Genomic DNA, 13,294 nt, shown 5'->3' on the forward strand with positions numbered 1-13,294 from the left:
CCCGCGCCCCGGGCCCCCCCCCCCCCCGGGGCGGGGGTGGTCCCTCGTTACCGGGCGACTACCCGGCCTCAGGGGCGCCGTCTGCCGCTCCGGCTGGGCCCGATGCCCGCCACCTGAAGGGCCAGGGCCGTCAGACCGAGCAGCATCAGGTTCGTCGAGGAGAACGCGTCGTTGGTGCCGATGTCCGCCGCGTTGATCAGGAAGGCGATGAAGAACAGGACCGCCGCAACTATGCCAAGCATGAAACAGCTCCTCTCGAAGGGGTCTGGTCCGTATGCCCCCGCATCACCGTTGCAAGCCGCCGGCGGGGTGCCGGTCCCACGGGCCGCGGCGGGAGCGCGGGAAGGTCAGAAGTCGCTGTCGATACCCGTGACCGCGGGCGGGCCGAGCGGGGCCTCCGCTTCCGGGATCCCCGTCTCCTTCAACGCGGCCGCGACGAGCCTGGTCGCGTCCAGTTTGGCCTCATACCGGTCCGGGGCGTCGACTTCGAGCCGGATGGCGAAGGTGCCGTCCTCGTTCACCGTCAGGAGGTTCACGCCCTCGCTCTCACTGACGTCGGTGTGCTGGGGGGCCAGCCGCCGTTCGAGACGCGCCCGTTCGGAGTCGGTGATGTCCGAGGTGAACGTGCCGGGAACGGTGATGACAAAGGTGGTCATGGCGACTCCTCGCATGGGGGCGGAGAGTGAGGTTCGTCCTGCGTTCCTCACCCTCCGTATCCTCCGTGATGAACTCGTCCAGTACGGCTTCTGACATGTCGGTCCGGGGTTCAGGCACTCACATGGCGTGCGGCGGTCACACCACGCGGAGCGGCGTGATGCGCCGGCCTGCGGCCGGGGGCGGTCCGGAGGCGCCGTAGCCAGACGGTGGCCGTGGCGAGCAGGCCGACGAACACCGCCGACAGAAGAACGGAGACCCACATCTGTCGGCTCCCCGGGTGCGTCCATCCCGTCCAGGTCGCGGCGGCGGCCCACAGCAGGACGCCCGCCCCGTAGAAGACGCGGACCCGGCGCAGTTGCCGTGCGGCCCGCAGAGGCATCAGGTTTTCGGTCTTCGATGGCATGCCGGCTCGTGTACCCCCGATCCGCGCATCCATCAGCGGTTCGCCGAAAGTGCCCGGCCCGGTGCGTGAAGGCCCTTTGCGGGCGGGCGCCGGGACAGCCCCGTGATCAGGGAATCAACCCGGGGCCCGGTGCCGTTGCCCCGGCATGAGCTCCGTACGGGAAACCCCCGAAGTCCTGCGTTACACCGCCTTCTCCGACGATCCCGAAGGAGGCAATCCCGCCGGAATCGTTCTCGACGCCACGGGGCTCGGCGACGACGAGATGTTGGCGATCGCCGCCGAAGTCGGCTACAGCGAGAGTGCGTTCCTTACGGCGCCGCCCGCGGGGGTGGACCCCGACGGCGTCTCGGACACCGGGCGCGCCTACACCATTCGCTTCTTCAGCCCCAAGGCGGAGGTGCCCTTCTGCGGTCATGCCACCGTCGCCACGGCCGTGGCCCTCGGTGAGCGCATCGGCCCCGGGGACCTGGTGTTCTCCACGCGGGCCGGGACCGTGCCCGTCACCGTGACGCGGGAGGGAGCGGCGCTGCGGGCCACGCTCACCAGCGTCGAGCCGTCCGTCGAGGAGGTCACGGCCGAGGACCTGGACGAGGCGCTCGCCGCGCTCGACTGGCCGGCCGACGATCTCGATCCTGTCCTGCCTCCCCGCATCGCCTTCGCGGGCGCACGGCATCTGGTCCTGGCAGCCGCGACCCGTGAGCGCCTGGCCCGCCTGGCGTACGACTTCGCGCGTCTGGAGGCCCTGATGCACCGGCTCGACCTGACGACGGTTCAGTTGGTCTGGCGCGCCTCCGCGGACGTCTTCCACGTCCGGGACCCGTTCCCGGTGGGCGGTGTGGTGGAGGACCCGGCGACCGGGGCGGCGGCCGCCGCCTTCGGCGCGTACGCCCGTGAGCTCGGACTCGTCCCCGAGGCGACGGTGCTCACCCTCCACCAGGGGGAGGACATGGGGCGCCCCGGTGTCCTCACGGTGGAACTGCGGGCCGGCGACCGGCGGATCAGGGTCGGCGGGGCAGGGACGCGTATCCCGGCCTGATCCGGCAGGCGGTCGTCGCCGCCTTCCGAGCCCCTGTGCGGGCCTCGTCACCCGGCGGGCGGTTCGACGGTGTGTTCCGCCCACGCTCCGACGCCGCTTCCGCCACCCGGCGGTCGGCCGACCGGCGCACGATGGGCGGTACCCCGTCAGCCCTTGTGCTTCTTCTTCGGGGACTTGACCTTGATCGGCGGCCCGCCCGCCTTCTCGCGCTCCGGGCCTCGGGCGGCTTGGCGCGCGGGACTGCCGGGCTCGCCCCGGGTCGCGGCCGGAGCCGCGGGTTCGTCGTCTGCCGCCGGAGGGGTCGTGCGGGCGGCGCCCTCCGGGTCGCCGGTGGGGGTCCTCGTCGGCGGCACCCGGTCGGAAGCCGGGGCCGCAGGGGAGGACGAAGGCTCCGGACGACTCGCCGTGGGCGACGGCGGCTCCGTCGCCGTCTGGCGCGGTGGCCGGGAGGCCGCGTCCTCGGCCTCCGCGACCCGGCCGTCGATGGAGCCGGTCAGCATGGTTCCGAACACGGCCAGTGCCGCACCCGCCGTCACCAGGGCGCGGCCGGCGCGGAAGGAGGCGAGCGCGGGGAAAGGCGGTTTCGAGACCGCGCGCCCGTCGCTCGGCGTCGCCGCGACCATCGGACCGGCCACCGCACCCGTGCGGGCCCCGGCGTCCTTCCCCCGGATCATGCCGGGCTGATCCAGACGGAAGACCCCGGCCGCCTCCGACCGCAGTGTGTCGCCCGCCGGGCCCGGCTCGTCTCCCCGGGGGTCGGCCTGGACGAAGACCGGCGGCTCGTCCCGCCCGCCCGGCAGGACGGACAGCGCACTCAAGCAGGCGTGGGCGTCCGGCCGGCTGCGCTCGTCCGGATCCGTCATGGCCTCCAGCAGCTCGACGAGATCGGCCGGGAGGCCCGGCGGTATGACCGGGGGTCGGTGCAGCCGCGCGACGGCGGCCTCCAAGGGCGCTCCCCCGTACTCCAGTTCCCCTTTCAGGGATTCGAGGAGCACCAGGCCGAGGCTGTAGATGTCGGCGGCCGGACCCACGCCTCTGCCCCGTACCTGCTCCGGTGCCATGTACGCGGCCGTCCCCAGCAGCACGCCGGTGGCGGTGTGGGTGGGGGTGTCGAGCAGCCGGGAGATACCGAAGTCCGTCAGGTGCGGGGCTCCCGTCTCGTCCAGGAGGATGTTCGACGGCTTGACGTCGCGGTGCACGACACCGGCCGCGTGCACATGGGCCAGTGCCGACGCCAGCGCGCATCCGATCCGGGCGACCTCGGCGGGCGTCATCGGGGCCACGGCGATACGACGGCTCAGCGTCGTCCCCCTGATGAGCTGCATCACCAGAAAGGGACGCCCGTCCTCCTCCTGGCCGGAGTCGTACAAGGTGACCAGACCCGGGTGCTGCAACTGGGCCAGCAGACGACCCTCGTCGGTGAAACGCTCCTCCGCCTGAGCCTCCCCCTCCGGGCGGAAGACCTTCACCGCCACCGGTCGCCGCAGACGCATGTCGAGCGCCTCGTACACGTCCGCCGCGCCGCCACGCCCGAGCAGTTCGTCGAGCCGGTAGCGGCCGGCGACCGTGTGGGCCGTGAGCCGGAGGTCCGGTCGCATGGACCACGGGCGGACGTTCATCTGTGCTCCCTGCGCTCTGCCGTCACGTTCCGTTGTCCGCCCGCCCACGCGCATCCGTGCCGGGCCGGTGCCCGGCCGCGGCGCCGCCGGCATCGGCGTGGCGCCGAACGGCAGGCCGCAACCCGCCCGTGTGCGAGCACGGGCTACGCCTGCCCCGTCAGCGCTCGGGCATCCGCGGAGACACCGGGAAAGATGAAGGGGGCTGCCACGGGACCCGCCGCGGCACGTCTCCCGAACCGACGCGGGCCGGGCTCAGGCCGGTCGGTGGGTGAAGAGGCGGGGTCCGACAGTCGGGCCGACCAACAGGTCCCCCTACAGGAGCAACACGGACGACGCCCTTCAACCGCCGCAGCTGGCGAGCCCCTCACCGGAGCCGCCGCCTCGGTCCATGGGCTCCCTCGGCGGGCGGGTCAGCAGGCCGCTCTCCTCGGCGAACCGTGGGAGCTGGGCGCGGAGCGCCGGGACGCCGTACAGTGCGACGCTCAGCAGGAGCGCGTCCCTCCGGCGCTCGGTCGACAGGCGGACGGACGCGTGATCGCGGCGCAGCCGGGCAAGCACCCTCGCGCCGCGCAGGGTGCGCCGGGGCCACACCCACAAGGCCACGGCGCCGACGTCGGCGAGGAGGCCGAGCACCAGCCACACCGTCGCCTGTCCGCCCGTGGCGGCCCCGAGCGGAACGGCGGCGAAGACCGGTAGCAGCAGGCTTCGTACGACCCGCACCCGTCGGCGGGACACCACGAGGCCCGCCCGCTCCAGTTCCGTCGATACCCCTCGTACGGCAGACTGCACCCGTTCCATGTCGTGCAGGCGGCGCGGGTGCGTGGCCCCGAACAGGGCGTGGTACTGGGCACGGGCCACCTCGGAGCAGTCACGCGGCAGTCGTGGTTTGCCGGGTTGGACCGTCTGCCGCCACCCGGCCTCGATCGACTCGGCCAGATGCAGCTCGACCAGCCCGGTCTGTGCCGCACCCCATGCGCCCCCGCGCAAGAGGCCCATCTGTACGGGGGTGAGCGGGCGGGCGAGTGTGTCGGGGACCGGCTGCCGTCCGGGGCGCAGGCGCAGCGCGACGGCGATGAGCAGCAGGAGCCACGGGGCTCCTGCCGACAGCACGTGGAGCACGAGCACAGGTCACTCCTCCCTCGCACCACCAGACTGGCGTCAAAGCTCCCTGTCCGCCAGCCGATTGTCTCCCTGAGGCCAGCGGATCGAGGAGCGGGAAAGCGGGCCGACGGACCGCCACCGTACCGAGGCCCCCCTGTCCGAACCGAGCGCCGACGACCCCACCGCCCGGCCGTACGTACGGCGCGTCAGACCACGGCGAGCCGGTCCACCAGCAACTCCACCCTCCGTTCGGCGTCCCCTACGGGCAGCCGTCCCGCCCGGGTCAGGGTCGCAAGGCCGTGCAGGGCCGCCCAGAACACCTCGGTGAACAGTCCGGGCCGGACACCTTCCCCGGCGACCTCGCCGAGAGTCTCCATGAGGGCCGCGAAGGCGTCCTTCAGAGGCTCCGGGGTCTCTTCCTCCGCGAACGCCAGGCCGCCGTCGAGCTGGAACATGGCGTCGTAGACCGCCGGATGGCGCTCGGCGAAGTCGAGGTAGGCGCGGGCGAGGGCGGTGACCCGGGCGCGCGGGCCGTCCGTGGCGGAGGCCACGGCCCGCAGCGCCGTGGCCATCTCGGCGGCGCCCTCCAGGGCGACGGCGCCGATGATCTCGCGCTTGCCGCGGAAGTGGCTGTAGAGGACGGGCTGGCTGTACTCGATGCGCTCGGCGAGCCGACGGGTGGTGACCGCGTCCCAGCCCTGCTGCTCGGCGAGTTCGCGGGCCGTCGCCACGATGAGGCGCTCGCGGGACGCCCTTTCGCGCTCCTTGCGTTCCTGTACCGACATGAGTCGATCCTAGCACCGCTAGGCAATCAAGCGACGTTAGGGCTAGCGTCGCCTCATCATCTAGCAACACTAGATTTCTGGAGGGGCAGACATGCTCGACGCACTGGAGATCGTCACCACCGTGATCGTCGGCCTGATGGTGGGAGTGGAGTTCTCCGTCGCCTTCGTCATCAACCCGATCCTCAACGCCCTCCCCGACGACAGCAACCAACGCGGCCGAAGTCACGGCGGTCGGATGCTCGGCGCCCTCATGCCGGTCTGGTACATCGGCTCGCTCGCCCTCGTCGCGGTCTGGGCCTTCGCCGGACGCCACCACGACGGCGCCGGTCTCGTCGTCACCGCCGGCGCGCTGCTGATCCTCAGCGTGATCATGTCGATCCTGCTGCTCGTCCCGATCAACAACCGTGGCAAGACGTGGACCCCCGAGAACCGGCCCGCCGACTGGAAGGAGCAGATGAACCGCTGGGACCGTTTCCACTACGTCCGCGTCGCCGTCATCATCGCCGCCTTCGCCCTGCTGGTCGCCGCCCTCACCTGAGCCCGCGTCCGGCCTGGTGAAGGCCGCCCGGCCGGGCCGTGGACCCGGATCTTCGACGGCAGGCTTCCCCGAAGCGGCGGGCAGGTCCTGGCCCGTGTGCGTCCCGGCCGCACCGTGACGGGCGCACACGGGGGTGCAGTCCTTGCCGACCGGCGGCAGTTCCCCTGTCCCAGCTTGGCGGCCCCGGGATCAGGCCTCCCGGAGGACCCCGAGCACGCCGGCCGTCGCGGTCAGGCCAGCTCGGCGGCGCCGAAGGAGACGTCGAAGCGGTCGCACCAGACGGTGACGCTCGTGAGGCCGGTGAGGTCGGCGTCCGCAGGTACGGCGTAGTTCTGATCGCCCTTGTTGCCCTTCAGCCTGCCCAGGCTGACGTAGGTCCCGTCGTCGAAGACGTGCCAGCCCGCCTCGCCCTCCTCGACCGGGGCGTCGGTCAGCCAGACCCGCAGGTCGGGTCCGCTGCTGGTGTCCAGGTTCTCCAGGCGCACCACGTGCGACCCGTCGGGCAGCCGGATGAGCTTCACCGTGCCGGTGGTGGTGTGCTCGTGGCTGGTGAAGGTGCCCCGCGCCACGGTCGTGGGGCCCGAGGGCGAGGTGGGCGGCACGGCGGACGGTCTCGTGCTCGGCGCCCGGGAGGACGCGGTGAGGGACGGGGACGCGGACGGCAGTGCCTCGTGCACGGTCTCGTCCACCCAGAGGGCCCAGGGCTTGAACCACGTCAGCCCGGCCACCAGGACGGCCACGGCCGTCGCCGCCGCCACGGCCCACCACTGCTTCCTCACGACACGTACCGCCTTCCTCGCGTACCGGCTCTTCCGCCGCCATCCAAGGCGACCCGGGGTCTCGGCGGAAGGCGCGGGCACCGGCGGACGGAGTCCGCGCCGGCCTCCGCCGGGGCTCCGAGGCCGATGCGATGGGCCCGACGGGTCGGCGTTCTCGGTAGCGTCATCATCTACCGCATGGAGTGTCCATGTGCCCGGCTGGTCCGTAGGAGGACTTCCGGCGGAGAGTGCGAGGCTGCAGTGAGTGAACTGACGAAGCCCGAGGTCGACGTTCCCGAGGGGGATGCTCCCACCGAGCTGACCGTCCGAGACCTGGTCGTCGGGGACGGGGCGGAGGCGAAGCCGGGCATGGTGGTCAGAGTCCACTATGTCGGGGTCACGTTCGAGTCCGGGAAGGAGTTCGACGCCTCCTGGGACCGGGGCCGGCCGTTCAAGTTCGCCCTGGGCGGCGGCAGGGTCATCAAGGGGTGGGACCGCGGGGTGAGGGGGATGAGAGTGGGTGGCCGGCGCGAGATCATCGTTCCCCCGCGTCTCGGCTACGGCAAGCAGTCCCCCTCGCCGTTGATCCCGGCGGGGTCGACCCTGGTCTTCGTGGTGGACCTGCTGTCCGTCTGATCCCGGCCTCCTGCCGACCGGGCCCTCAGGGAGACCGTGCGCCCAGGTACACGCGCGGGACGCGCGCGGCGATCCGGGTGACGATCTCGTACGCGATGGTGTCGGCCGCTTCGGCCAGCAGTGACCGGCGCACGCTGTCGGCCCTGCGGAATCCGTGCCCTTCGCCCTCGAAGACGAGATAGCGATGCCACACGCCACGTGCCGCCAGGTTGTCCACGATCCGTTCTGCCTGATCCGGGCGGCAGATGACGTCGTCGGCGCCCTGAAGCATCACCAGGGGCGCGGTGATCCGGTCGGTGTTCGCGGCGGGTGACACCCGGTCGTACCGAGCCTTGTCCCGGGGGAGGTCGCCCACCAGCGTGTCCACGTACCGGGATTCGAAGTCGTGGGTCTGGCCGCCCCTCCACGCGGCGGCGTCACTGATCGGGTAGAGGACGGTGCCCGCCGCGAAGACATCGGTGAGGGCCAGGCCGGCCAGGGCGGTCCAGCCGCCCGCCGAACCTCCGCGTACGGCGGTACGGGTGGGGTCCGCCAGGCCCTCCGCCGCCAGAGCCCGGGCGACGGTCACGCAGTCGGCCACGTCCACCTCGCCCCAGGAGCCGCGGAGCCGGTCGCGATAGGCGCGGCCGTAGCCGGTGGAGCCGCCGTAGTCGACATCCGCGACCAGGAAGCCGCGGCTGGTGAAGAAGGCGAACTCCAGGTCGGGGCTCACCCCCGTCGAACTGGTCGGGCCGCCGTGCACGTGAATCAGGAGGGGCGGCAGGTCACCCGGAGGGGCGGACGCACAGGGGTTGGTCGGGCGGTGCAGCACGTAGTGCACGGGGTGGCCCTCGGGAGTACGGGTGGTACGGCGCTCCGGGCGGGCCAGCCATGGCTCCAAGGGGTCCTCACGTGCTGGGCGCACGGGGCGCGCGGGTCCGCTGCCGGGGCCGAGGGGCACCGAGAGGAGGGCCGCGCCCCGCTGTGGATCGCCGGCACGAACCAGTACCCGCTCACCGTCCGACCACAGGTCACCTTCGAACGCGCTGAAGCCCTCGGCTAGTTCGGTCAGTTCACCGTCATCGGGCGACCAGAGGGACAGCCGCTGGGGGCCGTCACCGTGAGGCAGCACCACCCCGTGGGGGGTGACGGCGAACCAGCTCGGACCGACGCGCCACAGGGGCCCGGCACAGTCCTGGGCCAGCGGCAGGACATGGGTGACGCACGCCGCGGCGAGTTCGCCCGGGACCAGGTCGACACGGTGCAGGTTCCACCAGCCCTCAGGATCGGCCATGGCGAAAAGGGTGTCGGGGCCGCCCCACTCCGCTTGCGGTACGGAGACCTCCCGGCCTTCACGCGGACCACCGAGTACGCGGACGGGCTCCCCGGCCACCCCGTCACGCAGGTCCGCGACCATGAGTTCCGAGCAGTCCCAGGGCATGTGCGGGTGGTTCCACCCGATCCAACTGAGCCGCCGGCCGTCGGGCGAGACCCGGACACCCGACAGGAAGTGGTGGGAGCGTGCGACGACGCGTAGGGCGGCAGGATCGTCCGCGGCGGCTCCGGACAAGGGGACGGCGATGATCTCGCGCGTGGTACGCGGGGCCGGATCGCTGTCGTCGGGGCCCGTGGCGGCCCGGGTGGTCTCCCGTACACACCACACCTCGCTGCCGTCCGGGCTCGCCACCGGGTCGGCCCAACAGGTCTCCACGCCGGGGCGGTCGGCGGGAGTGAGCGGCCGAGGCCGGGGGACGTCCGCCCGGGTGGCGCCGAGAGCCGGGACATCGGCGGCGTACAGGCGCTGGTCGCGGTGATCGGTGAAGACCAGGAGGTGGGTGCCGTCGGCGTGCGCGGCGGGGCGGGCCCAGTAGGGCCTACCGCCGTACCCGAGCGAGCGGTTGCGCACCGGGATGCCGGACGGGAGCACCGGCACCGGGTCCTCGGCGCCGGGGGCGTTGCGCAGGGGCCGGACGGTGGCCGTGGCCGGATCGGAGGCGCACCACCAGTTCTCCGGGCCGCCCCCCTGCGGCCAGGAGGTGGAGCCTGAGTCGTCGGCGACGGCCTGCGCGGTCACGGGCGAGGGCCAGGTGCCGTAAGGCAGGGGAGCTGGGGCGGCACAAGCGCATGCAGGAGGCGCGGCGGGTGCGGAGGGCATGGAAGGACTCCAACTGCGGGGCGGAAACGGCGGATGGGGGCGGCGCCCGGGGCGCTTCGGGGGTTCCGGGTGCGCGTCAGACGCGGGAGAGCTGGACGGGTTCTCCGTGCGCGTCCCGGCGTCGCAGGTCCGCGGGGCTCTCGCGCCGCACCATGAGACGGGCCTGGCCGTCGCTCACGGCGACCACGGCGGGGCGCGGTTGAGCGTTGTAGTTGCTGGCCATCGCGTGGTGGTAGGGCACGGCGAGCAGGTCGCCGGGGGTGATGTCGGAGGGAAGCGCGATGTCGGGGACGACGACGTCACCGCTCTCGCAGTGTCGACCCACGATGACACTGTGCACGGGTGTGCCTCGGGGTGTCCGGCCGGCCGTCCAGGCGGTGTAGCGGGCCTCGTACAACGAGGGGCGCAGGGCGTCGCTCATTCCGCCGTCGACGGAGACGAAGCGGCGGCGGAGCCCGTCCTTGACGGCCCCGACCCGGTACAGGGTCACCCCCGCGGACCCGATCATGGAGCGGCCGGGTTCGACGGCGATCCGCACCGTGCCGGGCGGGAGCACACGCGCCAACCCCGTCCTGAGCGCCGCCGTGAACTCGGCGGGGTCCAGCCTCAGGTCACCGGGCACGTAGGGGATGCCCGCGCCGCCGCCGAGATCGATCTCATCGACCGTGCCGGCGTGGCGTCGCGCCATGTCGGCCACGAAAAGCCCCACACGTTCGGCGGCCAGTGCCAGTCCTTCGGTGGCGGTGATCTGGGAACCTATGTGGCAGTGCACCCCGGCCAGCCGGAGCGAGGCGTGCGAGGCGACGGCCAGCACCGCGCGCTCGGCATGGCCCTCGCGGACGGGGAAGCCGAACTTCACGTCGTCGCCCCCGGTGGCCATGTAGGCGTGGGTCTCGGCAGCCACCCCGGGCGTGATGCGGACGTACACGTCCTGTACCCGCCCGGTTCGCGCTGCCGCCCGCGCCAGCCGATCGATCTCTTCGTGGCAGTCGACGACCACCACGCCCACGCGGTGTGCCACCGCGGCCGCCAGTTCGTCCGGGGACTTGTTGTTGCCGTGGAAGACGATCCGGGCCGGGTCGAAGCCGTTCGCGACGGCGAGTTCCAGTTCGCCACCGCTGCACACATCGAGGTGGAGGCCTTCGGAGTCGACCCAGCGGACCATCTCCGCGCACAGGAAGGCCTTCGACGCGTAGTGCACCCGGTCCGCCCCCGACTGCCGCCACTGGGCGGCCCGGTGTCGGAAGTCGGCCTCGTCGACCACGTACAGGGCGGTGCCGCAGGCCCGGACCAGGTCGTCCATGGCGACACCGCCCACGTGGAGACGGTTGTCGACGGTGCGGGCGGTGAGCGGCCAGACCTCGGGGGCCTGTTCAGGAGAGGCGGCGGGGGTGAGCGCGGGTGCGACAGGCAGCGCATCGGCTTCCGCCAGGGATGGAGAGGGCAGGGATCACTCCTCGGTGAGGACGACGAGCATCAGCAGGTCGTCACTGGGGTCCACGAAGTGGTGGGGGTCGCTCGCGGCGAGGTGGACGGCGTCACCCACGCGCAGCAGGCGGCCGGCCCCGGCCACGACGACGCGGCAGGAGCCGCCCAGCACCATGACGAACTCCTCGCCCCCGTGCGTGATCGGGGCGGCGTGATCCGCGATGTCCGCGTGGAGCAGGCGAACTGCCAACCGGGCGTCGTGGTGGGCGCTGAGGTCCCAGATGCCCCGGTGCCCCGCCGTTCGGGCGAGCAGGGGGGACGGGGTGAACCGCGCCGCGAAAGCGGGCTGCTCCTGAGCGGCTCTGCTGCCGCCCGGATCGAGCAGGCGGGCGGGGGTCGTGTCCAGCGCCGCGGCGACGTGTCCCAGCGTCCGTACGGTCGGGTTGGCCGCCCCGGACTCCATCTGGGAGACGTAGGCGGACGATACGTCGGCCCTGGCCGCCACCGCGCTGAGTGTAGACCCCAGTTCCCGCCGGGTCCTGACCACCGAGGCGGCCAGCACGGCCAGCGGGTCGACGGTATCGCGCTCCTCAGTGGGGTGCCCGAGCGCCCAAGAGTGTCAGTGGCAGCATCACCCCGGAACAGGGCGGTGTCGTCGTCCATCACGTCGATGCCGTGAAGGTGGCCGAGGCCGCCCACGCCGACTGCGCCGCTCAGGTGCGGGGCATCCAGAACTACCACATGGACAGCAACGGCTGGTCGGACATCGCCTACAGTCATCTCGCCTGTGTCCACGGCTATCTCTTCCAAGGACGCGGCGAACACGTTCGCACCGCCGCCCAGGGCACCACGCAGGGCAACGACGACTGGTACGCGGTCTGCGCGCTGACAGGTGGCACCAGCGGCGCCTACGACGTCATCACGGCCGCGCTGATCGACGCCATCCGGTACGGAATCAACCGCCTACGCGTGTCGGGCGGCGCCGCCCAGGCCATCACCGGCCATCGCGACCACCATGCGACCGGCTGTCCGGGCAACCTGTACACCCGGGTCCTCAGCGGCGACGTCAACCCTGGTGGCGGACCCCTGCCCTACCCCGGGGTCAGCTTCCGCCAGTCCCCGGCCACCGTGCACGCGAGTGTGGCGACCTGGCAGTACCGGATGAACAGCGCGCACGGCTACTCCCTCACCGTGGACGGCCAGTACGGGCCCGGCTCGGACGCGGCGTGCCGCCGTTTCCAGTCGAGCAGAGGGCTGAGTGCGGACGGTGTGGTGGGGCCGGCCACGTGGGGCGCCACGTTCGCCTGAGGCCTTTCGCGGGGATCAGGCCGGCTCAGGGAGCGAGGTCCGGTGCCGTGCGTCGCAAGGCGGAGGAGGGCGCCATGACGGTGGGGGCACCCCCGTGCCCGAAGGGCTGTAGGGGTGCCCCCATGGCGACCGGCGACAGGCGCTCTCCGCCACAACGGCGCGGACCTCGGCCCCGGATGTGTGGAGCACTCCGTCAAGCGCATCCCCCCAAACGAGAGGGGACGGCGTGCCGGAACGTCGACCATCAGGGCGGCGCCGACTCGGAGTTGAGCCGCCTACCAGTAATGACGGCGTCCGCCGACCGCGTGACCGACCGCTCCGAGGATCCACAGGATGATCCCGATCACGACCAGGACGATCCCGATCGTCCACAGGATGGAAATGCCGGCCACGAAGCCGATGACAAGCAGGATGACCCCGAGAATGATCATGGCGACCTCCGGTCTCGCAGGTTCCTCCACTCCAGAGTAGGCGCAACCCGCGGAAGTGGCCTGTCAGGCTGTCGCCACCTCACCTCCCCGCGCTTGCGCGTCCTCCTCGACCACGTCCTCCAAGGCGCCGTCGTCGCTTCGACCGCCGGACGAGGTGTCGAGGGGCTCCACGACGGGGAACGTGCCCGCCGGTGTCCAACGGGCACGCACCGTCTCAGGCCGCGACCGCCGGATGGGCCGCTTCGGCGGCGCGGCGGTATTCGGTGTTGATGCGCTGGGCTTCTTCGAGCTGGTCTTCCAAGGCGATGATGCGACAGGCGGCCTCGATCGGGGTGCCCTGGTCGACGAGTTCCCGGGCGCGGGCCGCGATGCGCAGCTGGTAGCGGGAGTAGCGGCGGTGGCCGCCCGCCGAGCGGAGCGGGGTGATGAGGCGGGCCTCGCCGATGGCGCGCAGGAAGCC

Annotated in this window: 16 protein-coding genes; 4 read left to right on the forward strand and 12 right to left on the reverse strand. The window is 72.3% G+C overall.

What is annotated here, in order from left to right; genetic code table 11:
- Positions 1–68 precede the first annotated feature (68 nt).
- From ACFWV2_RS32445 to ACFWV2_RS32455, 3 genes are all read right to left on the reverse strand, one after another.
- Positions 69–242: a hypothetical protein gene (locus ACFWV2_RS32445; protein ID WP_360796427.1), complete on the reverse strand. Its 174-nt coding sequence runs from the start codon at positions 240–242 to the stop codon at positions 69–71.
- A 105-nt stretch (positions 243–347) separates the two neighbouring features.
- Positions 348–656 carry a hypothetical protein gene (locus ACFWV2_RS32450; RefSeq protein ID WP_384410819.1) on the reverse strand — a complete coding sequence of 103 codons (309 nt, stop codon included), beginning with the start codon at positions 654–656 and terminating at the stop codon, positions 348–350.
- A 110-nt stretch (positions 657–766) separates the two neighbouring features.
- The gene (locus ACFWV2_RS32455; protein WP_384410821.1) at positions 767–1,060 is read right to left on the reverse strand and encodes a hypothetical protein; all 294 of its coding nucleotides are present in this window, start codon (positions 1,058–1,060) and stop codon (positions 767–769) included.
- A gap of 145 nt (positions 1,061–1,205) precedes the next feature.
- On the opposite strand from ACFWV2_RS32455, the gene ACFWV2_RS32460 reads away from it, so the two are divergent.
- Positions 1,206–2,096, forward strand: a complete 891-nt coding sequence (locus ACFWV2_RS32460; RefSeq protein ID WP_384410824.1) for a PhzF family phenazine biosynthesis protein — start codon at positions 1,206–1,208, stop codon at positions 2,094–2,096.
- A gap of 146 nt (positions 2,097–2,242) precedes the next feature.
- Here ACFWV2_RS32460 and ACFWV2_RS32465 read toward each other — a convergent pair whose 3' ends face one another.
- From ACFWV2_RS32465 to ACFWV2_RS32475, 3 genes are all read right to left on the reverse strand, one after another.
- Positions 2,243–3,715 carry a protein kinase gene (locus ACFWV2_RS32465; RefSeq protein ID WP_384410827.1) on the reverse strand — a complete coding sequence of 491 codons (1,473 nt, stop codon included), beginning with the start codon at positions 3,713–3,715 and terminating at the stop codon, positions 2,243–2,245.
- Positions 3,716–4,054: 339 nt separating this feature from the next.
- Positions 4,055–4,840, reverse strand: a complete 786-nt coding sequence (locus ACFWV2_RS32470) for a TIGR04222 domain-containing membrane protein (RefSeq protein ID WP_384410830.1) — start codon at positions 4,838–4,840, stop codon at positions 4,055–4,057.
- A gap of 182 nt (positions 4,841–5,022) precedes the next feature.
- Positions 5,023–5,601, reverse strand: coding sequence for a TetR/AcrR family transcriptional regulator (locus tag ACFWV2_RS32475; RefSeq protein WP_384410833.1), 579 nt, complete (start codon positions 5,599–5,601; stop codon positions 5,023–5,025).
- 91 nt (positions 5,602–5,692) lie between these two features.
- Here ACFWV2_RS32475 and ACFWV2_RS32480 point away from each other — a divergent pair, with 91 nt between their 5' ends.
- Complete coding sequence (locus ACFWV2_RS32480) at positions 5,693–6,139, forward strand: anthrone oxygenase family protein (protein ID WP_384410836.1); 447 nt, start codon at positions 5,693–5,695, stop codon at positions 6,137–6,139.
- 230 nt (positions 6,140–6,369) lie between these two features.
- On the opposite strand, the gene ACFWV2_RS32485 is transcribed toward ACFWV2_RS32480, so the two are convergent.
- Entirely contained in the window at positions 6,370–6,918 is a 549-nt protein-coding gene (locus ACFWV2_RS32485; RefSeq protein WP_384410839.1) for a DM13 domain-containing protein, read from the reverse strand.
- 240 nt (positions 6,919–7,158) lie between these two features.
- On the opposite strand from ACFWV2_RS32485, the gene ACFWV2_RS32490 reads away from it, so the two are divergent.
- On the forward strand, positions 7,159–7,533 hold the full coding sequence (locus ACFWV2_RS32490; RefSeq protein WP_384410842.1) for an FKBP-type peptidyl-prolyl cis-trans isomerase: 375 nt from the start codon (positions 7,159–7,161) through the stop codon (positions 7,531–7,533).
- Between the two features lie 25 nt (positions 7,534–7,558).
- Here ACFWV2_RS32490 and ACFWV2_RS32495 read toward each other — a convergent pair whose 3' ends face one another.
- The 3 genes from ACFWV2_RS32495 to ACFWV2_RS32505 all read right to left on the reverse strand — a co-directional run bounded on the left by ACFWV2_RS32495 (position 7,559) and on the right by ACFWV2_RS32505 (position 11,657).
- Complete coding sequence (locus ACFWV2_RS32495) at positions 7,559–9,586, reverse strand: prolyl oligopeptidase family serine peptidase (RefSeq protein WP_384410845.1); 2,028 nt, start codon at positions 9,584–9,586, stop codon at positions 7,559–7,561.
- 157 nt (positions 9,587–9,743) lie between these two features.
- Positions 9,744–11,114, reverse strand: coding sequence for a diaminopimelate decarboxylase (lysA, locus tag ACFWV2_RS32500; RefSeq protein WP_384410857.1), 1,371 nt, complete (start codon positions 11,112–11,114; stop codon positions 9,744–9,746).
- Positions 11,115–11,117: 3 nt separating this feature from the next.
- Positions 11,118–11,657 carry a helix-turn-helix domain-containing protein gene (locus ACFWV2_RS32505; RefSeq protein WP_384410849.1) on the reverse strand — a complete coding sequence of 180 codons (540 nt, stop codon included), beginning with the start codon at positions 11,655–11,657 and terminating at the stop codon, positions 11,118–11,120.
- Positions 11,658–11,770: 113 nt separating this feature from the next.
- On the opposite strand from ACFWV2_RS32505, the gene ACFWV2_RS32510 reads away from it, so the two are divergent.
- The gene (locus ACFWV2_RS32510; RefSeq protein ID WP_384410852.1) at positions 11,771–12,403 is read left to right on the forward strand and encodes an N-acetylmuramoyl-L-alanine amidase; all 633 of its coding nucleotides are present in this window, start codon (positions 11,771–11,773) and stop codon (positions 12,401–12,403) included.
- Between the two features lie 275 nt (positions 12,404–12,678).
- Here the strand turns inward: ACFWV2_RS32510 and ACFWV2_RS32515 are convergent, their stop codons facing one another.
- Together ACFWV2_RS32515 and ACFWV2_RS32520 are read right to left on the reverse strand one after the other, a co-directional pair.
- Positions 12,679–12,834 (reverse strand): DUF6131 family protein, encoded by a 156-nt coding sequence (locus ACFWV2_RS32515; protein ID WP_360796399.1) that lies wholly within the window; start codon positions 12,832–12,834, stop codon positions 12,679–12,681.
- 214 nt (positions 12,835–13,048) lie between these two features.
- Positions 13,049–13,294 (reverse strand): MerR family transcriptional regulator (locus tag ACFWV2_RS32520; protein WP_384410855.1); only part of this gene is annotated, 246 nt, incomplete at its 5' end.

Source organism: Streptomyces sp. NPDC058671 (genome assembly GCF_042716475.1).
Taxonomy (GTDB): domain Bacteria; phylum Actinomycetota; class Actinomycetes; order Streptomycetales; family Streptomycetaceae; genus Streptomyces.